At 58.8% G+C, this 22,573-nt stretch carries 19 protein-coding genes; 4 read left to right on the top strand and 15 right to left on the bottom strand.

Going from position 1 to position 22,573, the window contains the following annotated elements:
- Positions 1-2 precede the first annotated feature (2 nt).
- From ACA070_RS19920 to ACA070_RS19875, 10 genes are all read right to left on the bottom strand, one after another.
- Positions 3-416 carry an NADH-quinone oxidoreductase subunit A gene (locus ACA070_RS19920; protein ID WP_003223812.1) on the bottom strand — a complete coding sequence of 138 codons (414 nt, stop codon included), beginning with the start codon at positions 414-416 and terminating at the stop codon, positions 3-5.
- A 636-nt stretch (positions 417-1,052) separates the two neighbouring features.
- Positions 1,053-2,378: an isocitrate lyase gene (gene aceA / locus ACA070_RS19915; protein ID WP_131062363.1), complete on the bottom strand. Its 1,326-nt coding sequence runs from the start codon at positions 2,376-2,378 to the stop codon at positions 1,053-1,055.
- A 507-nt stretch (positions 2,379-2,885) separates the two neighbouring features.
- On the bottom strand, positions 2,886-3,647 hold the full coding sequence (locus ACA070_RS19910; protein WP_497448024.1) for a secretin N-terminal domain-containing protein: 762 nt from the start codon (positions 3,645-3,647) through the stop codon (positions 2,886-2,888).
- A 234-nt stretch (positions 3,648-3,881) separates the two neighbouring features.
- The gene (locus ACA070_RS19905; protein WP_497448023.1) at positions 3,882-4,307 is read right to left on the bottom strand and encodes a GNAT family N-acetyltransferase; all 426 of its coding nucleotides are present in this window, start codon (positions 4,305-4,307) and stop codon (positions 3,882-3,884) included.
- The gene (locus ACA070_RS19900; RefSeq protein WP_497448022.1) at positions 4,300-5,469 is read right to left on the bottom strand and encodes a ribosomal protein uL16 3-hydroxylase; all 1,170 of its coding nucleotides are present in this window, start codon (positions 5,467-5,469) and stop codon (positions 4,300-4,302) included. Before ACA070_RS19900 ends, ACA070_RS19905 begins: the two co-directional genes overlap by 8 nt.
- Before the next feature lie 86 nt (positions 5,470-5,555).
- A complete protein-coding gene (gene purB, locus ACA070_RS19895; protein WP_461974884.1) occupies positions 5,556-6,926 on the bottom strand; it encodes an adenylosuccinate lyase in 1,371 nt (456 codons plus the stop codon).
- A 127-nt stretch (positions 6,927-7,053) separates the two neighbouring features.
- Entirely contained in the window at positions 7,054-7,677 is a 624-nt protein-coding gene (gene hflD, locus ACA070_RS19890; protein ID WP_309674959.1) for a high frequency lysogenization protein HflD, read from the bottom strand.
- Positions 7,674-8,798, bottom strand: coding sequence for a tRNA 2-thiouridine(34) synthase MnmA (gene mnmA, locus ACA070_RS19885; RefSeq protein WP_497448021.1), 1,125 nt, complete (start codon positions 8,796-8,798; stop codon positions 7,674-7,676). Before mnmA ends, hflD begins: the two co-directional genes overlap by 4 nt.
- Before the next feature lie 59 nt (positions 8,799-8,857).
- Positions 8,858-9,304 (bottom strand): NUDIX hydrolase, encoded by a 447-nt coding sequence (locus tag ACA070_RS19880; protein ID WP_497448020.1) that lies wholly within the window; start codon positions 9,302-9,304, stop codon positions 8,858-8,860.
- A 230-nt stretch (positions 9,305-9,534) separates the two neighbouring features.
- Positions 9,535-11,760, bottom strand: a complete 2,226-nt coding sequence (locus ACA070_RS19875; RefSeq protein WP_497448019.1) for an NADP-dependent isocitrate dehydrogenase — start codon at positions 11,758-11,760, stop codon at positions 9,535-9,537.
- A gap of 493 nt (positions 11,761-12,253) precedes the next feature.
- Here ACA070_RS19875 and icd point away from each other — a divergent pair, with 493 nt between their 5' ends.
- Entirely contained in the window at positions 12,254-13,510 is a 1,257-nt protein-coding gene (icd, locus tag ACA070_RS19870; RefSeq protein WP_461954776.1) for an NADP-dependent isocitrate dehydrogenase, read from the top strand.
- Positions 13,511-13,572: 62 nt separating this feature from the next.
- Here the strand turns inward: icd and ACA070_RS19865 are convergent, their stop codons facing one another.
- A complete protein-coding gene (locus tag ACA070_RS19865; RefSeq protein WP_497448018.1) occupies positions 13,573-13,869 on the bottom strand; it encodes a cold shock domain-containing protein in 297 nt (98 codons plus the stop codon).
- A 224-nt stretch (positions 13,870-14,093) separates the two neighbouring features.
- Between ACA070_RS19865 and clpS the strand changes: the two genes are divergently transcribed.
- Positions 14,094-14,477 carry an ATP-dependent Clp protease adapter ClpS gene (clpS, locus tag ACA070_RS19860; protein ID WP_461974874.1) on the top strand — a complete coding sequence of 128 codons (384 nt, stop codon included), beginning with the start codon at positions 14,094-14,096 and terminating at the stop codon, positions 14,475-14,477.
- 30 nt (positions 14,478-14,507) lie between these two features.
- Complete coding sequence (gene clpA / locus ACA070_RS19855) at positions 14,508-16,778, top strand: ATP-dependent Clp protease ATP-binding subunit ClpA (protein ID WP_497448017.1); 2,271 nt, start codon at positions 14,508-14,510, stop codon at positions 16,776-16,778.
- A gap of 245 nt (positions 16,779-17,023) precedes the next feature.
- Here clpA and infA read toward each other — a convergent pair whose 3' ends face one another.
- The 4 genes from infA to trxB form a co-directional block, all read right to left on the bottom strand.
- Positions 17,024-17,242, bottom strand: a complete 219-nt coding sequence (gene infA, locus ACA070_RS19850; RefSeq protein WP_002553999.1) for a translation initiation factor IF-1 — start codon at positions 17,240-17,242, stop codon at positions 17,024-17,026.
- 100 nt (positions 17,243-17,342) lie between these two features.
- On the bottom strand, positions 17,343-18,050 hold the full coding sequence (locus tag ACA070_RS19845) for an arginyltransferase (RefSeq protein ID WP_497448016.1): 708 nt from the start codon (positions 18,048-18,050) through the stop codon (positions 17,343-17,345).
- A 56-nt stretch (positions 18,051-18,106) separates the two neighbouring features.
- Entirely contained in the window at positions 18,107-18,787 is a 681-nt protein-coding gene (gene aat, locus ACA070_RS19840; protein WP_497448015.1) for a leucyl/phenylalanyl-tRNA--protein transferase, read from the bottom strand.
- A 64-nt stretch (positions 18,788-18,851) separates the two neighbouring features.
- Positions 18,852-19,811, bottom strand: coding sequence for a thioredoxin-disulfide reductase (gene trxB, locus ACA070_RS19835; RefSeq protein WP_497448014.1), 960 nt, complete (start codon positions 19,809-19,811; stop codon positions 18,852-18,854).
- Between the two features lie 305 nt (positions 19,812-20,116).
- Here trxB and ACA070_RS19830 point away from each other — a divergent pair, with 305 nt between their 5' ends.
- Positions 20,117-22,525, top strand: a complete 2,409-nt coding sequence (locus ACA070_RS19830) for a DNA translocase FtsK (RefSeq protein ID WP_462027796.1) — start codon at positions 20,117-20,119, stop codon at positions 22,523-22,525.
- Positions 22,526-22,573: the final 48 nt, after the last annotated feature.

Genomic DNA, 22,573 nt, shown 5'->3' with positions numbered 1-22,573 from the left:
CCTCATTGTTTCAGCTTCGCCTGCCGCTTGCGACGAGCTTCCGGAGCCCAGTCAAGGGCGCCCACTCGGAACAGGTAGACAAGACCTGCCAACAGAATTGCTATGAAAACGAGAGCTTCGACGAATCCGGTCCAGCCGCTTTCGCGGACGGACACAGACCAGGCAAAGAGAAAAAGGGCTTCGATATCGAAGATCACGAAGAGCATCGCGACCAGATAGAATTTGGCTGAGAGCCGCAAGCGGGCGCCACCTGTAGGTAGCATGCCGGACTCGAACGGTTCGTTTTTGCTGCGGCCCCAGGCTTTTGACCCGAGGAGGCTGGAGACGCCGAGCATGAAGGCGCAAAGGCCGACGACGCCCAGAAGGAAAATGGCAAAGCCCCAGTTGTGGGCCATGAGTCCTGTCGCTTCGGGCATGCTGGAAATCCTTAACAGAGAGCAAAGGTCTCTGAGCTTGAAAAAGAAACAACGCAGTGACGATATGTCGCAGCAATCAATCCCGCTGATTTTATGGCACAACACGGTGCAAGTAAAATTCAGATAGCGAAATTATTTAATGGAATAAGGACATAGCGTGCCTCCAAAGCCCCGCGGCCCATGCGTTGCGGGCATTAGCCGGGTTTTCATCAATATTGTTTTGTAGGGAATGTAACGAACATTGTTGTGGCTAAATGATAATCAATATTGTTTGAGGTTGTTTTTAAACTGTTTAACGGGTGGGTGAGTGGGAAGTTGTCTTATATAGCTGTTATTGCAAGTAGCGGCGACGCACGTTTTACCGCTTTTTTCTGATCGTGATGCCGCTCTGGATCAATGTTTTTTGAGTGCGCAGCCCACCCCGTAGGAGCGAGGCTTGCCCGCGAAGAACGATGACGCGGTATCCCTGTGGCACCGCGGCGCATTCTTCGCGGGCAAGCCTCGCTCCTACGGGGTAGTGGTGGGCGTTAAATCGCGGGCAAAAAAACGCCCCGAACCAGTCGGGGCGTCAGATTTGCGGCGTTGCGGTTAGCTTTTTATTCGGTCCGCAACGGCCGTTAGCTCAGGCGAAGCAGATCAGTGGAACTGTTCTTCTTCAGTCGAACCGGTCAGTGCGGTTACCGATGACGAGCCACCTTGAATCACAGTGGTCATGTCGTCGAAGTAGCCGGTGCCCACTTCCTGCTGGTGAGCCACGAAGGTGTAACCCTTGGCAGCGTCAGCGAACTCTTGCTCTTGCAGCTTCACGTATGCAGTCATGTCGTTACGGGCGTAGTCGTGCGCCAGGTTGAACATGCTGTGCCACATGTTGTGAATGCCGGCCAGGGTGATGAACTGGTGCTTGTAACCCATGGCGGACAGTTCGCGCTGGAACTTGGCGATGGTCGCGTCGTCCAGGTTTTTCTTCCAGTTGAAGGAAGGCGAGCAGTTGTACGACAGCAGTTGGTCCGGGTATTCCTTTTTGATCGCTTCGGCGAAGCGACGAGCCTCGTCCAGATCCGGCTTGGCGGTTTCGCACCAGATCAGGTCGGCGTACGGCGCGTAGGCCAGGCCGCGGGAGATGGCCTGGTCGAGACCAGCGCGCACTTTGTAGAAACCTTCCTGAGTACGTTCGCCAGTCACGAACTCTTTGTCGTACGGGTCGCAATCGGAAGTCAGCAGGTCAGCCGCGTTAGCATCGGTACGCGCCAGAATGATGGTCGGCGTACCGGCAACGTCAGCCGCCAGGCGAGCAGCGGTCAGCTTCTGTACCGCTTCCTGGGTAGGAACCAGTACCTTGCCGCCCATGTGGCCGCATTTTTTCACGGAAGCCAGTTGGTCTTCGAAGTGAACGCCGGCGGCGCCTGCTTCGATCATGCTCTTCATCAGCTCGTAAGCGTTCAGTACGCCGCCGAAACCGGCTTCAGCGTCAGCCACGATCGGAGCGAAATAGTCGATGTAACCTTCGTCGCCCGGGCCTTTGCCGGCTTTCCACTGGATCTGGTCAGCACGACGGAACGAGTTGTTGATGCGCTTGACCACGGTTGGAACCGAGTCCACCGGGTACAGCGACTGGTCCGGGTACATCGATTCGGCGGAGTTGTTGTCCGCAGCAACCTGCCAGCCCGACAGGTAGATCGCCTGGATACCGGCTTTGACTTGTTGCACAGCCTGGCCGCCGGTCAGGGCGCCCATGCAGTTGACGAAATCTTTATCAGGACGGAAGGATGGCTTGGCGCCCTGGGTGACCAGGTTCCACAGCTTCTCGGCGCCCAGTTTTGCAAAGGTGTGCTCAGGTTGAACCGAGCCGCGCAGGCGGACGACGTCAGCAGCGGAGTAAGCGCGTGTCACGCCTTTCCAGCGTGGGTTTTCAGCCCAATCTTTTTCGAGGGCTGCAATTTGCTGTTCGCGTGTCAGTGCCATGGAGATAAACCTCGTCGCGTCTTTAATCGAAAGTGGTTCCGGGTGGACAATTCCTGCGTGCCAGATACGCGTAAAGGGGCGTAAAAGGCTGCTCGCTGACCAGAAGCTTAGGTGGTCAAGTCGGATTCGGCGGGGGTGGCGACGGGATGAACGATGGGCTCGAGGGGAAGTGAGCAGGTAAGGGCGAACTGGCGAGCGGATTCGGGCGTCGTGGGCCTTTATACGAACTTCAGTGTGGAGCCGGGTTACCTAATTACGCTTCCGTCCCTCGGGACAACTTCGTTCCAGTCGGCAACCTCGTCAAACACACCTTGTGGGCGGTACAGACACGAAACGGTTCGCGGGGTAGATGCGAGCAGCGTCTCGAAGGCCCTTGCCAGGGCCCCTGATTAGCGGGAGCGAGGCCATCATGCCTTTGCTTTTTTATATCGTCAAACGTTTTGTAGTGCTTTTTTTTAGGCACTACATCTTTGGTCTAACAAGACTAATCAGTCAGTTTTCGGTGGTTTAGTCCAAAGTATCGACTTTCACCCGCAGGGTCATGTCATCCCGGCCCTGAGTCGAGTAGCTGCGGGTCAGGCCCTGTTTGTCGGCCTGAGTCTGGCGGTTTACGCCGGCCAGAGTGATCCACTCGCCCAGCCGTCCCGTGACAGTTGTGTCGGTACTTTGCACATTCACTACATCGGGACGTTCCTGGCTCACCCGGTCACGGTTGGTACTGATCGACAGGTGAACGATGTCGCCGGTGACGCTGGCGGTGACGTAGAAGCCTTGGGTGACATTGCGGTATTCCGTCTGGCTGCGCAGATCGCCGTAGGAGTCGGTCTGGCTGCTGGTGAGCGGCACGCTTTGGCCGACCTGAATCAGTGCCGGTGCTCCCTCGCTGGCCTGAATCTGCTGGATGCCGCCATCGCGGCTGTCGGTGCTGCGATTGATGATGCGTGTCTGGCTCGGCTTGGCGCCGTTCACCGAATAACCCTGGTCGCCCTGGAAGTTGTTTTCGTTGGTATCGACGGTGATCAGCAGGCGCTTGGCGGCAACATCGAGTTGCGTAACAAGGGCCTTAAGTTCGTCGATCTTGCGCTGATCGGCATTGACGATCAGCTGATTGCCGTAGGCGCTGACCTGGCCGTCCTTGCCGATGAAATCCTGTGCCATCGGCAGCATATCGGCGCTGGTGCGGTAGTTCAGGGGCACGATCTCGGTGGCTGCGATGACTGAAAAACTGCAGGTCAGCAGCAGCGTGGTGAGCAGGGTGCGTAGGGACATATCCGTTATCTCCGACATCTTGAAGTGTTGATATTGCCAGTTTGTCGGCCCGGCGTGGGGCAAGTTGAATCGCAGACAGCAAAACGCCCCGGCATCCTGCGATGGCGGGGCGTTTTGTTGTGTTCTTCCGGGCCTTGTGGCGAGGGGGCTTGCCCCCGTTGGGTCGCGCAGCGGCCCCAAGATTTTAGGGCAGCTACGCAGCCCAACGGGGGCGAGCCCCCTCGCCACAGGGTATCAAGCGGAGTGCCGCACCATGTCCACATGCGGAATCCCGGCTTCCAGGAATTCCTCACTGACCAGGCTGAAACCCAGGCGCTCATAGAACGCCGTGGCCTGGACCTGTGCGCTCAGCATCTGCTGCTTCAGCCCGCGCGTCTCGGCTTCACCGATCACCGCGTCCATCAGCGCATCCCCAACCTTCAAGCCGCGCCAGTCTTTCAGTACCGACACCCGACCGATGTGACCATCGGGCAGCAAGCGAGCGGTGCCAATCGGAAAGTCGCCCTCAAAGGCCAGGAAATGCACCGCCGTAGCGTCATCGGCATCCCATTCCAGCTCGGGTGGAACGCATTGCTCGGCAATGAACACCGTCTCACGAATGCGCCGGATCTCGGCGATGTCCTTCTGCCAGTCTGCGACACGTACGTGAATTTTATTCATCGGCAAACCCCAGGCTGCCTTGCTTGATCAGTTCGCACAGCAGGCCGCGACCGTCTTCATCGCTCAGCCAGTCGCCCAGATTGTCGGTGTGCAGCGAGTCTGCAGCGCAGATCAGTTTCAGCAGCTCACGCAGCTTGCCCGGCAGGTAACGGCTCTGGCCGCTGGCGAACAGCAGCAGGTCGTCATCGACTTCGGACCACGCCAGGCGAGCACTCGGGTTGCGGATCAGTATCGCGCCTTGTTCCAGGCTGGCGAGCAAGTCGTCTTCTTCGATCTCTTCCGGGCCCGCCACCAGTTCCGGGTAGCGCGGTTCAGTCATGTACTGGCCGAACCAGGTCAGCAACAGGCGCTCGTCGCTCATGTGCTCGGCCAGCAGGCTTTTCAAGCGATCAAGGGCGTCGTGCTGGATCTGATGCGGATCGACCGCCGGCAGCGCGTCGGCGTCGGTGTAGCGCTCTTCGTCGGTCAGGAACTGGCTGAGGAAGTCGGTGAAGTGGGTCAGCACTTCAGCGGCGCTCGGTGCGCGGAAACCGACCGAGTACGTCAGGCAGTCATCGACGGCGACACCGCAGTGGGCCAGGCGCGGCGGCAGGTAAAGCATGTCGCCCGGTTCCAGTACCCACTCATCGGTAGCTTCGAAATCAGCGAGAATGCGCAGGTCGGCATGTGGCAGCAGCGGGCTCTCGGAGTCGCACATCTGGCCGATTTTCCAGTTGCGCTTGCCATGGCCCTGCAGCAGGAACACGTCGTAGTTGTCGAAGTGCGGACCGACGCTGCCGCCCGGGGCGGCAAAGCTGATCATCACGTCGTCGACGCGCCAGCTCGGCAGAAAGCGGAAGTTCTCCAGCAGTTCAGCGACTTCCGGTACGAACTGGTCAACGGCTTGAACCAGCAGGGTCCAGTCGCGTTCCGGCAGTTTGCTGAATTCGTCTTCGGCGAACGGGCCGCGGCGCAATTCCCAAGGACGCTCGCCGTTCTCGATCACCAGGCGCGACTCGACTTCTTCTTCCAGCGCCAGGCCGGCCAGTTCGTCGGCGTCGATCGGGCTTTCGAATTCAGGAATCGCCTGACGGATCAGCAGGGGTTTTTTCTGCCAGTAGTCGCGCAGGAACTCGCGCGCCGTGATGCCGCCCAGAAGTTGAAGAGGAATGTCAGGATTCATGTGTAACCTATTGAAAAAATGCACTTTTCAGACGGGAATAAAAACGCCCGGCGCTGCCGGGCGTCTCAAACGGGTAAAGCGGTCGATCAGATGCGTTTGGCTTGTGCCACGGCATTGCCGATGTAGTTCGCCGGGGTGAGCAATTTCAGCTCGGCCTTGGCGGCGGCTGGCATGTCCAGGCCGTCGATGAAAGTTTGCAGTGCTTCAGGGCTGATGCCCTTGCCACGGGTCAACTCTTTCAGCTTTTCGTACGGGTTTTCGATGTTGTAGCGACGCATCACGGTCTGGATCGGCTCGGCCAATACTTCCCAGCACGCGTCCAGGTCAGCAGCGATCTTCTGAGCATTGAGCTCCAGTTTGCTGATGCCTTTGAGGCTGGCTTCGTACGCGATCACGCTGTGGGCGAAGCCGACACCGAGGTTGCGCAACACGGTGGAGTCGGTCAGGTCGCGCTGCCAGCGGGAGATTGGCAGCTTGCTCGCCAAATGCTGGAACAGTGCGTTGGCGATACCCAGGTTGCCTTCGGAGTTTTCGAAGTCGATCGGGTTGACCTTGTGCGGCATGGTCGACGAGCCGATTTCACCAGCGATGGTGCGCTGCTTGAAATAACCCAGGGAGATGTAGCCCCAGATGTCGCGGTCGAAGTCGATCAGGATGGTGTTGAAACGTGCAATCGCGTCGAACAGCTCGGCAATGTAGTCGTGCGGTTCGATCTGCGTGGTGTACGGGTTGAAGCCAAGACCCAGCTCGTCTTCGATGAAGGCGCGGGCGTTTTCTTCCCAATCGATCTCAGGGTAGGCCGACAGGTGAGCGTTGTAGTTGCCGACAGCGCCGTTGATTTTGCCCAGCAGCGGAACAGCGGCGACCTGAGCGATTTGACGCTCCAGACGGTAAACCACGTTCGCCAGTTCTTTGCCCAGGGTGGTCGGCGAGGCCGGTTGACCGTGGGTGCGCGACAGCATTGGCACGTCAGCGAAACGGATGGCCAGTTCGCGGATGGCTTCGGCAGTCTGGCGCATCAGCGGCAGCATCACGTCATCACGGCCTTCGCGCAGCATCAGGGCGTGGGACAGGTTGTTGATGTCCTCGCTGGTGCAGGCAAAGTGGATGAATTCGCTGACCTTGGCCAGTTCCGGCAGCTTGGCTGCTTGCTCTTTGAGCAGGTATTCGATGGCTTTTACGTCGTGGTTGGTGGTGCGCTCGATCTCTTTGACACGCTCGGCGTGCTCCAGAGCGAAATTGTCCGCCAGGGTGTTCAGCACCGCGTTGGCTTCGGCGGAGAACGCCGGCACTTCGCTGATGCCAGGGTGAGCGGCCAAGCGCTGGAGCCAGCGCACTTCAACCAGTACGCGAGCACGGATCAGGCCGTATTCGCTGAAAATTGGGCGCAGGGCCTGGGTTTTGCCGGCGTAGCGGCCGTCAACAGGGGAAACCGCAGTGAGCGAAGAAAGCTGCATGGGGTGTTCTCGGACAGTCGGGCAACGAAATGGGGCGCGTATCATACATGAAAAAATCCGCCGGTCCGTTGCCAACTGACCAGCGTATTACGCGTTACTGACTACAAAGCGGTGTGGCGGGCGCGGTTCAGCTGCTGCGCATCAGCGGGTAAAGCTCTTTCAATAACTTGCGACGACTGATCACCAGCTGCCAGCGATGACCGCCCAACTGCCGCCACAGGCGCGCGGAACGAATCCCGGCCAGCAACAGGGCACGGATTTTCGACGCGTTGCTCGGTTGCTGCAGATTGCGCATGTCGCCGTGGACCTGAATCCGTTGGCGCAAGGTGCTCAGGGTGTCCTGATACAAGGCACCGCAGGCCGCAATCACGTTTTCGTGGGCCGGGCCGAAGTGTTCGACCTGGGATTGAATCTGCGGCAGGCGCTTGCCGATCTCGTCCAGCATGTCGTTGCGCTTGGCCAGTTGACGCTCGAGACCGAGCATCGCCAGCGCATAGCGCAGCGGTTCGCGCTGCAGGGTGCTCGGGTCGCGCTCCAGGGCGCCGATCAATGCGCGATAGCCTTCGCGCAGATTGATGTCGTCGCCGCCGTACACTTCCAGGGTGTCCTTGGGGTCGCGGATCAGCAAACTGCCGAGCATGCAGGTCAGGCCGGCTTCGGTGGTCTGGCCGGTCTTGGCAATCTTGTCGACGAGGACGGCGGCAAGAAACACGCCGCCCAGCGCCGTCAGTTGCTCCTGAGTGGGGTTCATGCCTTGCTGCTCCATGGCTCTGCGACTTCAATCACGCCGCCGCCCAGGCAGATTTCACCGTCATAGAACACTACGGACTGGCCCGGGGTGACCGCGCGCTGCGGGTCATCGAAGGTCGCTCGATAGCCGGTGGCGGTTTTTTCCAGCGTGCACGGTTGATCGCTTTGGCGATAACGGACTTTGGCGGTCAACTTGCGTGGCTCGGTCAGATCGATCGGGTTGACCCAATAAATGTCCGAAGCGAGCAGGGCGCGGGAGAACAGGTAGGGGTGGTCATTGCCCTGGCCGACGATCAGTTCGTTGTGCTCCAGGTCCTTGATCAGCACGTACCACGGCTCGTCACCGGCGTCTTTCAAGCCGCCGATGCCCAGGCCCTGACGCTGACCGATGGTGTGGTACATCAGGCCGTGGTGGCGGCCGATGACTTCACCTTCGGTAGTCTTGATCTCGCCCGGCTGGGCCGGCAGGTACTGCTTGAGGAAATCGCTGAAGCGGCGTTCGCCGATAAAGCAGATCCCCGTGGAATCCTTTTTCTTCGCGGTGGCCAGATCGTGTTTCTCGGCAATCGCGCGTACTTCGGGTTTTTCCAGCTCACCGACCGGGAACAGAGTCTTGGCGATCTGTTCGCCGCCGACGGCGTGCAGGAAGTAGCTCTGGTCCTTGTTCGGGTCCAGGCCCTTGAGCAGTTCGGTGCGGCCATCGATGTCGCGGCGGCGCACGTAGTGACCGGTGGCGATCAGGTCGGCGCCGAGCATCATGGCGTAGTCGAGGAACGCCTTGAACTTGATCTCGCGGTTGCACAGGATGTCCGGGTTCGGCGTGCGACCGGCCTTGTATTCGGCCAGGAAGTGCTCGAACACGTTGTCCCAGTACTCGGCGGCGAAGTTGGCGGTGTGCAGCTTGATGCCAATCTTGTCGCACACAGCCTGAGCATCCGCCAGGTCGTCCATGGCGGTGCAGTATTCCGTTCCATCGTCTTCTTCCCAGTTCTTCATGAACAGGCCTTCCACCTCATAACCCTGCTCGATCAGCAGGAGAGCGGAAACGGAAGAGTCCACGCCGCCGGACATGCCGACAATGACGCGCTTCTTTTGTGTGTCAGAAGGGGCTGGATCACGCATAGGGATTCAATGAGTGTCTTGAAAAAGGACGCGATTCTAACAGGCCGGAGCCCGCAAGGCTAAAGAGAAGGGCGGATCAGTTCGAGACCGAAGTGAAAGCCTGCCAGATAATCATCGATACAGCGGATGATCAGCTCACTGCGCCAGTTTGCGCGCTGTGCCAGCAGTTCGTCACGGGTTAGCCATTTGGCGCCGACAATGCCGTCGTCCAGTTGATAATCCGGGTGATGCTTGATTGCTTTGGCGATGAAACAAACCCTTTGGTAAGTCACGCCATTGCTCGGGGCGGTATAGAGATAGATGCCCACGACGCCGGTCGGCTCGACGTCCCAGCCGGTTTCCTCGAGGGTTTCGCGCACGGCGGCGTCGATCAGGGTTTCGTCCGGGTCGAGGTGGCCGGCGGGCTGGTTGAGCACCGTTCGTCCGTGCTTGGTTTCTTCGACCATCAGGAAGCGGCCGTTGTCTTCGACGATGGTGGCGACGGTGATGTGGGGTAGCCAATCCATAAAGAGTCCTCGATTTCAGGTGCGCACAAATTCCATTGTGGGAACCGGCCCCTGTGGGAGTGAGCCTGCTCGCGATAGCGGTGGGTCAGGCAAAATCAATGTTGAATGATATACCGCTATCGCGAGCAGGCTCGCTCCCACAGGGTTTTGGGTTCGGCAGGTAGATTTGTGTAGGTGCCACAAACAAAAACCCCGGCACTGGGCCGGGGCTTCTTTGCATCCTTACAACCTTAAACCAGCGCAGCGATCGCGGCGTTGAAGGTGTTGCTCGGGCGCATGGCCTTGCTGATCAGCTCGGCATTGGCGTGGTAGTAACCGCCGATGTCCACTGGCTTGCCCTGAACGGCGTTGAGCTCGGCAACGATGGTTGCTTCGTTCTCGGTCAGGGTCTTGGCCAGCTGGCCGAACTGCGCTTGCAGTGCAGCGTCTTCGGTCTGGGCCGCCAGGGCTTGCGCCCAGTACAGCGCCAGGTAGAAGTGGCTGCCGCGGTTGTCGATGTTGCCGACCTTGCGCGATGGCGACTTGTTGTTGTCCAGGAACTGGCCGGTGGCCTGGTCCAGGGTCTTGGCCAAAACCAGCGCTTTAGGGTTGTTATAAGTAACACCCAGATGCTCAAGGGAAGCGGCCAGGGCCAGGAACTCGCCCAGGGAATCCCAGCGCAGGAAGTTTTCTTCCAGCAACTGCTGAACGTGCTTCGGTGCCGAACCGCCAGCGCCGGTTTCGAACAGGCCACCGCCATTCATCAGCGGCACGATCGACAGCATCTTGGCGCTGGTGCCCAGTTCCATGATCGGGAACAGGTCGGTCAGGTAGTCGCGCAGTACGTTGCCGGTCACCGAAATGGTGTCCTTGCCTTCGCGAGTGCGGTCCAGGGTGAACTTCATCGCGTCGACAGGCGCCATGATCTGGATGTCCAGACCGGCAGTGTCGTGGTCCTTCAGGTAAGCCTGAACTTTCTCGATCACTACGCCGTCGTGGGCGCGCATCGGGTCCAGCCAGAAAATCGCTGGAGTGGCGCTTGCGCGAGCACGGTTGACGGCGAGTTTGACCCAGTCCTGGATCGGTGCGTCTTTGGTCTGGCACATGCGGAAGATGTCGCCGGCTTCAACCGGTTGCTCCAGCAGCAGGCTGCCTTTGCTGTCGGTAACGCGAACAACGCCGTTGGCCTTGATCTGGAAAGTCTTGTCGTGCGAGCCGTACTCTTCGGCCTTCTTCGCCATCAAGCCAACGTTTGGCACGCTGCCCATGGTGGTCGGATCGAAAGCGCCGTGCAGCTTGCAGTCTTCGATCACCGCCTGGTAGATGGTGGCGTAGCAGCGATCCGGGATCACAGCCTTGGTGTCGTGCAACTGACCGTCAGTGCCCCACATTTTGCCGGAGTCACGGATCATCGCCGGCATCGAGGCGTCGACGATAACGTCGCTTGGCACGTGCAGGTTGGTGATGCCTTTGTCGGAGTTGACCATGGCCAACGACGGACGAACGGCGTAGACCGCCTGGAGGTCCGCTTCGATCTGCGCTTGTTGCTCGGCCGGCAAGGCCTTGATGCGAGCGTACAGGTCGCCGATGCCGTTGTTCAGGTTGAAGCCGATCTGAGCCAGCACGTCAGCGTGCTTGGCCAGTGCGTCTTTGTAGAACTCGGCAACGATCTGGCCGAACATGATCGGGTCGGAGACCTTCATCATGGTGGCTTTGAGGTGAACCGACAGCAGCACGCCTTTTTGCTTGGCGTCTTCGATCTCGGCAGCGATGAAGCTGCGCAGAGCGGTTTTGCTCATGACCGCGCAATCGAGGATCTCACCGGCTTGCACGGTGGTTTTTTCTTTCAGGACGGTGGTGGTGCCGTCTTGAGCGATCAGTTCGATTTTGACGGCATCAGCGGCGTCGATCAGGGCAGCTTTTTCGCTGCCGTAGAAATCGCCGGTGCTCATGTGCGCGACGTGGGACTTGGAGTCCGCAGCCCAGGCGCCCATTTTGTGCGGGTGCTTGCGTGCGTAGTTCTTGACCGACAGCGGTGCACGACGATCCGAGTTGCCTTCGCGCAGAACCGGGTTCACGGCGCTGCCCTTGATCTTGTCGTAGCGCGACTTGGCGAGCTTGTCGGCGTCGCTGGTCACGGTTTCCGGGTAGTCCGGCAGAGCGAAGCCCTGGGCTTGCAGCTCTTTGATCGCGGCTTGCAGCTGCGGAACCGAGGCGCTGATGTTCGGCAGCTTGATGATGTTGGCTTCAGGCGTAACGGCCAGGTCGCCCAGTTCGGCGAGGTGGTCGGCTACGGCTTTGTCACCCAATTGCTCGGGGAAGCTGGCCAGGATGCGCCCTGCAAGAGAGATATCGCGGGTTTCCACGGCGATATCAGCGGAGGCGGTGAAAGCCTCTACGATAGGCAACAGTGAATAGGTGGCGAGGGCGGGAGCTTCGTCGGTGAAGGTATAGATGATCTTCGAGCGGGTGGGCATATTCGGATTAACTCTCTCTTCTTTGCTAAAGCGTGCGCAGAAACTCGAGGGGCGCCGGGTAAGCGCGTTCGTTCAAAGTCATCCATGAGCCGAATGTCGAGATTTGTGCGCGGTGATGTTGGGTGCATCAGTCGAGCGTCAAGCGGGTGAACTGCGGTAACAGTCCTGCTTTTTCGGGCTGGAGTCTCGTAATAGAGAGGTCGGCCGTCGTGACTCTGTGGTCAGCGGGCGGCATTATACATAGGTAGCTGGCAATCTGCCGATGGTTCATAAGCAACGAATATCGTCCATTGGTCTAAAGGTCGCAGGGGCGAGCGGGGCGTAGAGTCTTGCACCGTGCTTGAGTTTGGCGCTTTTCCCTTTGCTTTCAGGCTTGTAGGCCGCGAACTGTACAGCTTTGCGGCAGATGGATGGAACATAGGGTTTGCGTGCCGATTTAACTGGGGTACGCTCGAACGAAGCCAGATGTTCAATCCAAACAATGGAGTTCAGCATGGGATACAAGAAGATTCAGGTTCCAGCAGTCGGCGACAAAATCACCGTCAACGCGGACCATTCTCTCAATGTTCCTAACAACCCGATCATCCCCTTCATCGAAGGTGATGGTATTGGCGTTGATATCAGCCCGGTCATGATCAAGGTTGTCGATGCTGCTGTTAAGAAGGCTTACGGCGGCGAGCGCAAAATTTCCTGGATGGAAGTCTACGCCGGGGAGAAAGCGACTCAGGTTTACGATCAGGACACCTGGCTACCTCAGGAAACCCTGGACGCGGTCAAGGATTACGTGGTTTCCATCAAGGGCCCTCTGACCACTCCGGTCGGTGGCGGCATCCGTTCCCTGAACGTGGCCCTGCGTCAGCAACTCGACCTTTATGTGTGCCTGCGCCCGGTGCGCTGGTTCGAAGGCGTGCCTAGCCCGGTCAAGAAGCCAGGCGATGTTGACATGACGATCTTCCGCGAGAACTCGGAAGACATCTACGCCGGTATCGAATGGAAAGCCGGTTCGCCGGAAGCGACCAAGGTCATCAAGTTCCTCAAAGAAGAAATGGGCGTTACCAAGATCCGTTTCGACGAAAACTGCGGTATCGGCGTCAAGCCGGTTTCGTTGCAGGGCACCAAGCGCCTGGCGCGCAAGGCGTTGCAGTATGTGGTCGACAACGACCGCGACTCGCTGACCATCGTGCACAAAGGCAACATCATGAAGTTCACCGAAGGTGCCTTCAAGGAATGGGCCTACGAAGTGGCCGCTGAAGAATTCGGCGCGACCCTGCTCGACGGCGGTCCTTGGATGCAGTTCAAAAACCCGAAAACCGGCAAGAACGTCATCGTCAAGGACGCCATCGCAGACGCCATGCTCCAGCAGATCCTGCTGCGCCCGGCCGAATACGATGTGATCGCGACCCTGAACCTGAACGGCGACTATCTCTCAGACGCCCTGGCGGCGGAAGTGGGCGGTATCGGTATCGCGCCAGGTGCCAACCTGTCCGACACCATTGCCATGTTTGAAGCGACCCACGGCACTGCGCCAAAGTACGCCGGCAAGGACCAGGTCAACCCGGGTTCGCTGATCCTGTCCGCAGAGATGATGCTGCGCCACATGGGCTGGACCGAAGCGGCGGATCTGATCATCAAGGGCACCAATGGCGCGATTTCGGCCAAGACCGTGACCTATGACTTCCACCGTCTGATGGAAGGCGCGAAATTGCTGTCTTCTTCGGCGTTTGGTGATGCGCTGATTTCGCATATGTAAGCGAGTCGGCATAAAAAAAACCGCCTTCGGGCGGTTTTTTTATGACTGGATGATCGGTCGCGTCAGTTCGATACCTTTTCATGATGGTCATGATGGTCATGATGGGAGGGCTTGGCGTGATCATGCTCAACAGGCGCTGCGGTGATCTTCACTGCGTGCAACCCTTTGGGACCCTGAACGATATCGAAGCTTACGAGTTGCCCGGCCTTGAGGGTCTTGTATCCGTCCATATCAATGGCGGAATAGTGGGCAAAGAAATCAATAAGATGACCGTCTTCGTCGCGACCTTCTCTGGCGTCGGTGTTAATGAAACCGAATCCCTTGGCATTGTTGAACCATTTCACCTTACCGACTGACATACCCATATCCCTCTGCAACTGACTCCATCACTGGAGTATCATCCAGTACATCCGCAGTCAGATCTTTAAATAAGATTGACTCCGCGGACCTTTTTTACCCACTGTGGGCTCTATTGGTTGTAACACCGTTTTCCCGATAGTCAAGGTGACCGGGCGGTCGGAGTTGAAATCGTCCATAGCCGCCCCCACCACTGTATTTGCACAACTGACGAACCTTTCTTTCCATGCATGCAATCAGCCAGATTCGACTAACATTCAATCAGGATCGCCCGGTTCTCCAGAAAGATCACCCGGGGACTCAAGACGACGATTCCGCAGGCATTGCTGTTCAGGAGGCAAAGCCTGCATTACAGGCGCCGCCGATGTACAAGGTGGTTTTGTTCAATGATGACTACACACCGATGGATTTCGTCGTCGAAGTGCTCGAGGTGTTTTTTAACCTGAATCGGGAGCTGGCGACCAAGGTCATGCTGGCCGTCCACACAGAAGGACGGGCAGTATGTGGAGTGTTTACCCGCGACATCGCCGAGACTAAGGCCATGCAGGTCAACCAGTACGCCAGGGAAAGCCAGCATCCGCTACTCTGTGAAATCGAGAAGGACGGTTAATCGCCGACCACTTGGGTATGAGGTGAAGCTATGTTAAACCGCGAGCTCGAAGTCACCCTCAATCTTGCCTTCAAGGAGGCTCGTTCGAAGCGTCATGAATTCATGACCGTCGAACACCTCCTGCTGGCCCTATTGGATAATGAGGCTGCCGCCACCGTTTTGCGTGCATGCGGCGCAAACCTCGAAAAACTCAAGCACGATCTGCAGGAGTTCATCGACTCCACCACGCCATTGATCCCCGTTCATGACGAGGATCGCGAAACCCAGCCAACCCTGGGCTTCCAGCGTGTACTGCAACGTGCTGTGTTCCACGTACAGAGCTCGGGCAAACGCGAAGTGACTGGCGCCAACGTGCTGGTCGCAATCTTCAGTGAGCAAGAGAGTCAGGCAGTGTTCCTGCTGAAACAGCAGAGCGTTGCGCGCATTGATGTCGTCAACTACATCGCCCATGGCATTTCCAAAGTGCCGGGGCATGGCGATCACTCTGAAGGTGAGCAAGATATGCAGGACGACGAGGGCGGTGAGTCTTCTTCTTCAGGCAATCCTCTGGATGCTTATGCCAGCAACCTCAACGAACTCGCGCGCCAGGGTCGTATCGATCCGTTGGTAGGCCGTGAGCTGGAAGTCGAGCGTGTCGCGCAGATCCTGGCGCGTCGTCGCAAAAACAATCCGCTGCTGGTGGGCGAGGCGGGCGTGGGTAAAACCGCGATTGCCGAAGGCCTGGCCAAACGTATTGTCGACAACCAGGTGCCGGATTTGCTGGCCAACAGCGTGGTCTATTCCCTCGATCTGGGCGCCTTGCTGGCCGGGACCAAATACCGTGGCGATTTCGAGAAGCGCTTCAAGGCGCTGCTCAATGAGCTGAAAAAACGTCCGCAGGCGATCCTGTTCATCGACGAAATCCACACCATTATTGGTGCGGGTGCCGCATCCGGTGGCGTCATGGATGCCTCGAACCTGCTCAAACCGCTGCTGTCGTCGGGCGATATCCGTTGCATCGGATCGACCACGTTCCAGGAATTCCGCGGGATCTTCGAGAAGGACCGTGCCTTGGCCCGGCGCTTCCAGAAGGTCGATGTGTCGGAGCCTTCGGTGGAAGACACCATCGGCATCCTGCGCGGCCTCAAAGGTCGGTTCGAAGCGCACCACAACATCGAATACAGCGATGAAGCGTTGCGTGCGGCCGCCGAACTGGCTTCACGCTACATCAATGACCGGCACATGCCGGACAAAGCCATCGACGTCATCGACGAGGCCGGCGCTTATCAGCGTCTGCAGCCGATCGAGAAACGCGTGAAGCGCATCGAAGTGCCTCAGGTCGAGGACATCGTCGCGAAAATCGCGCGGATTCCGCCTAAACACGTCACCAGCTCCGACAAAGAGCTGCTGCGTAACCTTGAGCGTGACCTGAAGCTGACAGTATTTGGCCAGGATGCCGCCATCGACTCGCTGTCGACCGCGATCAAACTGTCCCGTGCCGGCCTCAAGTCGCCTGACAAGCCTGTCGGCTCGTTCCTGTTCGCAGGGCCGACCGGTGTCGGTAAAACCGAAGCGGCGCGTCAGCTGGCCAAGGCGTTGGGTATCGAGCTGGTTCGTTTCGACATGTCCGAGTACATGGAGCGTCACACCGTATCGCGTCTGATCGGTGCACCTCCAGGCTATGTCGGGTTCGATCAGGGCGGTCTGCTGACCGAAGCCATCACCAAGCAGCCTCACTGCGTGCTGTTGCTCGATGAGATCGAGAAAGCGCATCCGGAAGTCTTCAACCTGCTGCTGCAGGTCATGGACCACGGTACGCTGACCGATAACAACGGGCGCAAGGCGGATTTCCGTAACGTGATTGTCATCATGACGACCAACGCCGGTGCCGAAACAGCGGCGCGTGCTTCGATCGGTTTCACTCATCAGGACCACTCGTCCGATGCGATGGAAGTGATCAAGAAGAGCTTCACGCCGGAGTTCCGCAACCGTCTGGACACCATTATCCAGTTTGGTCGCCTCAGTCATGAGGTCATCAAAAGCGTGGTGGACAAGTTCCTTACCGAGCTTCAGGCGCAGCTGGAAGACAAGCGCGTGCAGCTGGAAGTGACCGACGCTGCGCGCAGCTGGCTGGCGGCGGGTGGCTACGACTCGGCGATGGGTGCTCGACCAATGGCGCGTTTGATCCAGGACAAGATCAAACGTCCGCTGGCGGAAGAGATCCTGTTCGGAGAACTGGCCGACCATGGTGGCGTGGTGCACATCGATCTCAAGGACGGCGAGCTGACCTTCGAGTTCGAAACCACGGCCGAAATGGCCTGACGTTAACCGCGACAAAGCAAAAGGCGCCGAAAGGCGCCTTTTTGCTGTGTGCCGGATGTACACCGATCTCCTTGTGGGAGCGGGCTTGCTCGCGAATGCGGTGGGTCAGCTGTGATCGTTCCCACGCTCCGCGTCCCTTCTAAAGCCGAACGCAGAGCGTCCGTTGAGGCATTCCCACGCAGAGCGTGGGAACGATCGACAAACAAAAACGCCCGGTATAAACCGGGCGTTTTGTATTGACTTGATTAGCGAGCGCGGTAAGTGATGCGCCCTTTGCTCAAGTCATAGGGCGTCAGCTCGACGCGCACTTTGTCACCGGTAAGAATACGGATGTAGTTCTTGCGCATCTTGCCGGAGATATGCGCGGTTACGACGTGCCCATTTTCCAACTCCACACGAAACATGGTGTTGGGCAGGGTGTCGACGACAGTGCCTTCCATTTCGAAGCTGTCTTCTTTCGACATGCAGTAAAGCCCTCGGTGTCCAATGAATGGCCCGGTGCAACTGCGCCAGGCAAAAGCGGCGTGCATTGTGCCCGAAAAATGGGGTTTAAGCCAAGGGGTTCTAGTTCAGGATGACCCAGCGCTGATTAATCAGCAGTTCGATAGGGCGATATTGCGTCTTGTAGCTCATCTTTTTGCAGTTTTTGATCCAGTAGCCGAGGTAGACCGCTTCCAGCCCAAGACGTCGGGCTTCGCCGATTTGCCAGAGGATCGCGTAGCGACCCAGGCTGCGGCGTTCTTCATCGGGCTCGTAGAAGGTGTAGACCGCCGATAGACCGTTCGGCAGCAAATCGGTCACGGCGACCGCCAACAGCCGACCTTCGAGACGAAATTCGTAAAACCGTGAGAACGGCAAGTCTCGCACCAGGAACGTCGCAAACTGGTCGCGACTCGGCGGGTACATGTCGCCATCGGCGTGACGCTGTTCAATATAACGCTGATAGAGATCGAAATACTCTTCGCTGAACTGCGGCCTGGCCGGGCGCACTTGCAGGTCGGTGTTGCGCTTGAAGATGCGTTTCTGCTGGCGGTTGGGGGTAAATTGCGCCACGGGGATGCGTGCCGGGACGCACGCATTGCAATTCTGGCAATGAGGCCGGTAGAGATGATCGCCGCTGCGACGAAAACCCATTTCAGACAGGTCTGCGTAGACATGCACATCCATGGGCTGACTAGGGTCGAGGAACAGCGTCGTGGCCTGCTCCTCGGGCAGATAACTGCAAGAGTGGGGCTGAGTGGCATAAAACTTCAAACGCGCCAACTCGGTCATGATCGACCCTCGGGATAAGCTTTGGATTAAGTGTAAGCCACGCGCGCAAAAGTCGCTCAGCAAACCCACGTGGCGCGGCTGGGTTGATCCAAGTGCTGCGCGAGGAAATTGGCGAAGTCGCGCCGAGGAATCGCTCGGGCGCCGAGGCTGTGCAGGTGGTCGGTCGGCATCTGGCAGTCGATCAGCACGAAACCTGAGTCTTTCAGATGTTGCACCAGCGTGGCAAAGCCATATTTCGAGGCGTTGTCGGCGCGGCTGAACATCGACTCGCCGAAAAACAGCTGACCCATCGCAAGGCCGTACAGTCCGCCCACCAGCACGCCATCGTCCCAGACCTCGACGGAATGCGCGTAGCCACGCTTGTGCAATTCGAGGTAAGCGGTCTGCATCGCGTCAGTGATCCAGGTCCCGTCGGCATACTCCCGGGGGGCGGCGCAGGCGGCGATTACCGAGGCGAAATCCTGATCGAAGGTCACTTGATAGCGTTGTTGGCGCAACAATTTACTCAGGCTGCGTGAGACATGCAGTTCGTCGGGAAATAGGACGGTGCGCGGATCCGGCGACCACCAAAGAATTGGCTGGCCCTCCGAGAACCATGGAAAGCAGCCGTGGCGATAAGCCTGAATCAGACGATCGGCAGACAGATCACCGCCCGCGGCCAACAGTCCGTTGGGGTCGCGCATGGCTTTTTCCAGCGGCGGGAACGTCAGGGTATTACGTTGTAACCAAGTCAGCATGGCATCCGGGCTTGCAGAAGGGGAGGGCGGTGGCGGGCTGGTGAGCCCGCCGTAAAGTGTGCCGTCAAACGGTGGGAATGTCGTCGAGGTATTTCTCGGCATCCAGCGCGGCCATGCAGCCAGCACCAGCGGAGGTCACGGCCTGGCGGTAAACGTGATCGGCCACATCGCCGGCGGCGAACACGCCCGGGATCTCGGTGGCCGTGGCGTCGCCTTCGCTGCCGCCCCTGACCAAAAGATAGCCGTCACGCATTTTCAGCTGGCCCTCAAACAGGTCGGTATTGGGCTTGTGGCCGATGGCGATGAACACGCCGGCCAGCGTCAATTCACGGGTTTCGCCCGTGTGGCTGTCGCGCAGGCGGGCACCGGTCACGCCGCTGGCATCACCCAACACTTCATCGAGATTCTGGTTCCAGTGCAGGCGGATATTGCCGTTGGCAGCTTTTTCGAAGAGCTTGTCCTGGAGAATCTTCTCCGAGCGCAATTTGTCGCGCCGGTGGATCAGGTGGACTTCCTTGGCGATGTTCGACAGGTACAGGGCTTCTTCCACGGCGGTGTTGCCGCCGCCGACGACGGCGACCACTTGATTGCGATAAAAGAATCCGTCGCAGGTGGCGCAGGCTGAAACTCCTCGGCCGGCAAAGGCTTCTTCCGAAGGCAGCCCCAGGTACTGCGCGGAAGCGCCGGTGGCGATAATCAGCGCGTCGCAGGTGTAAGTGTCGCCATCGCCGATCAACTCGAACGGGCGCTGTTGCAACTTGGCGGTGTGGATATGGTCGTAAACAATCTCTGTGGCGAAGCGCTCGGCGTGTTTTTGCATGCGTTCCATCAGCACCGGGCCGGTGAGGCCTTCGACGTCGCCGGGCCAGTTATCGACTTCGACGGTGGTGGTCAGCTGGCCACCTGCCTGTATGCCGGTGATGACGACGGGTTTGAGGTTGGCGCGTGCGGCATAAACGGCTGCGCTGTATCCGGCAGGGCCGGAACCCAGAATGATCAGGCGGGAATGCTTCGGTTCGCTCATAAAAACACCTCATAAGCCTTTGTCACAAAAGAGAATGCATGCTCAAATTGAACCGCGCGTAGTGCGTTTGGCTATGCTACACCGAAGGGCTTCAAGCATGGCATCGGGCGAACAAACCCGTACAATGCCGTCTGTAACAGTGGTTGTAACAAAATTAGCTGTGCGTGCCGTGTTTATAAAAACCGGGGTGCAGTGTTAAAAGTAGTCCCAGTTACGCGTGTTAACTTTTTTACCTGCCTGGATTGGGCAGTTTTTTATAGTCATTCAACAGATGGACGCGCCTAGGGCGCAGGAAAAGAAGCGTTTTGAAGAAATCCACCGCAGCACCCAAAACAGTCGTCGTTCCGCTCTGGCGCCAACACTTGCACTACCGGCTCAAGGAAGGTGCATTGATCGCCATCGGCGGCCTGTGCCTGTTCCTGATGATGGCCTTGTTGACCTATGGCAAGGACGATCCGGGCTGGAGCCATAACAGCAAGATCGACGACGTGCAGAACTTCGGCGGGCCGGTCGGCTCCTACAGCGCCGACATCCTGTTCATGGTGCTGGGTTACTTCGCCTACATCTTCCCGTTGTTGCTGGCGATCAAGGCGTACCAGATCTTCCGTCAACGCCACGAGCAGTGGCAGTGGAGCGGCTGGCTGTTCTCCTGGCGCCTGATCGGCCTGGTGTTTCTGGTGCTGTCGGGCGCGGCCCTGGCACACATCCATTTCCATGCGGCCACCGGTCTGCCGGCCGGTGCCGGCGGCGCGCTGGGCGAAAGCCTTGGCGACCTGGCCAGGAACGCGCTGAACATCCAGGGCAGCACGCTGTTGTTCATCGCGCTGTTCCTGTTCGGCCTGACGGTGTTCACCGACCTGTCGTGGTTCAAGGTGATGGACCTCACCGGCAAGATCACCCTCGACCTGTTCGAACTGTTCCAGGGCGCGGCCAATCGCTGGTGGGCCGCCCGTGTCGAGCGCAAACAGCTGGTTGCGCAGTTGCGTGAAGTCGACGATCGCGTGCATGACGTGGTCGCTCCGACAGTGACCGACAAGCGCGAGCAAGCCAAGGTCAAGGAACGCCTGATCGAGCGAGAGCAGGCCCTGAGCAAGCACATGTCGGACCGCGAGAAGCAGGTGCCGCCCGTCATCGCGCCAGCACCGCCCAAGCCGGCGGCGCCGAGCAAACGCGTGGAGAAAGAGAAACAGGCGCCGTTGTTCGTCGACAGCGCCGTCGAAGGCACCTTGCCGCCGATCTCGATTCTCGACCCGGCCGAAAAGAAACAACTCAATTATTCCCCGGAGTCGCTGGCAGCCGTCGGCCACTTGCTGGAAATCAAGCTCAAGGAATTCGGCGTCGAAGTCTCGGTGGATTCGATCCACCCGGGCCCGGTCATTACCCGTTACGAAATCCAGCCGGCCGCCGGCGTCAAAGTCAGTCGCATTTCCAACCTGGCGAAAGACCTCGCGCGCTCCCTGGCCGTGACCAGCGTTCGGGTGGTGGAAGTGATTCCGGGCAAGACCACCGTCGGTATCGAGATTCCCAACGAGGACCGCCAGATCGTGCGGTTCTCCGAAGTGCTGTCGACGCCTGAGTACGACAACTTCAAGTCGCCGGTCACCCTGGCCCTGGGCCACGACATCGGCGGCAAGCCGGTCATCACTGACCTGGCGAAAATGCCTCACTTGCTGGTGGCCGGTACGACCGGTTCCGGTAAGTCGGTGGGTGTGAACGCGATGATCCTGTCGATCCTGTTCAAGTCCGGCCCGGAAGACGCCAAGCTGATCATGATCGACCCGAAAATGCTTGAGCTGTCGATCTACGAAGGCATTCCGCACTTGCTGTGCCCGGTCGTGACCGACATGAAGGACGCGGCCAACGCCCTGCGCTGGAGCGTGGCGGAGATGGAGCGTCGCTACAAACTGATGGCGAAGATGGGCGTTCGAAACCTGTCGGGCTTTAACGCCAAGGTCAAGGAAGCCCAGGATGCCGGTACGCCCCTGACCGACCCGTTGTACAAGCGCGAAAGCATTCACGACGAAGCGCCGCTGCTGACCAAGCTGCCGACCATCGTCGTGGTCGTCGACGAATTCGCCGACATGATGATGATCGTCGGCAAGAAGGTCGAAGAACTGATCGCCCGTATCGCCCAGAAGGCCCGTGCCGCCGGTATCCACTTGATTCTCGCGACCCAGCGTCCGTCGGTTGACGTGATCACCGGTCTGATCAAGGCCAACATTCCGACGCGTATGGCGTTCCAGGTGTCGAGCAAGATCGACTCCCGGACGATCATCGACCAGGGCGGCGCCGAACAACTGCTGGGCCACGGTGACATGCTCTACATGCCGCCGGGCACCAGCCTGCCGATCCGGGTCCATGGTGCGTTCGTGTCCGATGACGAGGTTCACCGGGTGGTTGAAGCCTGGAAACTGCGCGGTGCACCGGAATACAACGACGATATCCTGGCCGGTGTTGAAGAGGCTGGTAGCGGTTTCGACGGCGGCAGTGGCGGTGGCGACGAAGACAGTGAATCCGATGCGCTCTACGACGAAGCGGTGCAGTTCGTTCTGGAGAGCCGTCGGGCGTCCATCTCTGCGGTTCAGCGCAAGCTGAAAATCGGCTACAACCGCGCCGCCCGCATGATCGAAGCCATGGAAATGGCCGGGGTCGTGACGTCCATGAATACCAACGGTTCGCGTGAAGTCCTGGCGCCTGGCCCGGTACGCGACTGATTTGATTTTGAAAGGATGGCGCAGTGATGCGCCGCCCGAACTCCCACG

Source organism: Pseudomonas sp. LBUM1678, from assembly GCF_059695575.1.
The sequence above is the reverse complement of the archived record's forward strand: the minus strand, read 5'-3'. Positions and strand labels throughout refer to the sequence as shown.

Bases quoted from the DNA above. Each gene is read 5' to 3' on its own strand.
- clpS (WP_461974874.1), top strand. From the start codon at position 14,094: ATGCATGCAATCAGCCAGATTCGACTAACATTCAATCAGGATCGCCCG.
- icd (WP_461954776.1), top strand. From the start codon at position 12,254: ATGGGATACAAGAAGATTCAGGTTCCAGCAGTCGGCGACAAAATCACC.
- purB (WP_461974884.1), bottom strand. From the start codon at position 6,926: ATGCAGCTTTCTTCGCTCACTGCGGTTTCCCCTGTTGACGGCCGCTAC.
- ACA070_RS19920 (WP_003223812.1), bottom strand. From the start codon at position 416: ATGCCCGAAGCGACAGGACTCATGGCCCACAACTGGGGCTTTGCCATT.
- ACA070_RS19875 (WP_497448019.1), bottom strand. From the start codon at position 11,760: ATGCCCACCCGCTCGAAGATCATCTATACCTTCACCGACGAAGCTCCC.
- ACA070_RS19910 (WP_497448024.1), bottom strand. From the start codon at position 3,647: ATGTCCCTACGCACCCTGCTCACCACGCTGCTGCTGACCTGCAGTTTT.
- clpA (WP_497448017.1), top strand. From the start codon at position 14,508: ATGTTAAACCGCGAGCTCGAAGTCACCCTCAATCTTGCCTTCAAGGAG.
- ACA070_RS19845 (WP_497448016.1), bottom strand. From the start codon at position 18,050: ATGACCGAGTTGGCGCGTTTGAAGTTTTATGCCACTCAGCCCCACTCT.
- aat (WP_497448015.1), bottom strand. From the start codon at position 18,787: ATGCTGACTTGGTTACAACGTAATACCCTGACGTTCCCGCCGCTGGAA.
- trxB (WP_497448014.1), bottom strand. From the start codon at position 19,811: ATGAGCGAACCGAAGCATTCCCGCCTGATCATTCTGGGTTCCGGCCCT.
- ACA070_RS19865 (WP_497448018.1), bottom strand. From the start codon at position 13,869: ATGTCAGTCGGTAAGGTGAAATGGTTCAACAATGCCAAGGGATTCGGT.
- infA (WP_002553999.1), bottom strand. From the start codon at position 17,242: ATGTCGAAAGAAGACAGCTTCGAAATGGAAGGCACTGTCGTCGACACC.
- aceA (WP_131062363.1), bottom strand. From the start codon at position 2,378: ATGGCACTGACACGCGAACAGCAAATTGCAGCCCTCGAAAAAGATTGG.
- ACA070_RS19880 (WP_497448020.1), bottom strand. From the start codon at position 9,304: ATGGATTGGCTACCCCACATCACCGTCGCCACCATCGTCGAAGACAAC.
- ACA070_RS19905 (WP_497448023.1), bottom strand. From the start codon at position 4,307: ATGAATAAAATTCACGTACGTGTCGCAGACTGGCAGAAGGACATCGCC.
- hflD (WP_309674959.1), bottom strand. From the start codon at position 7,677: ATGAACCCCACTCAGGAGCAACTGACGGCGCTGGGCGGCGTGTTTCTT.
- ACA070_RS19900 (WP_497448022.1), bottom strand. From the start codon at position 5,469: ATGAATCCTGACATTCCTCTTCAACTTCTGGGCGGCATCACGGCGCGC.
- mnmA (WP_497448021.1), bottom strand. From the start codon at position 8,798: ATGCGTGATCCAGCCCCTTCTGACACACAAAAGAAGCGCGTCATTGTC.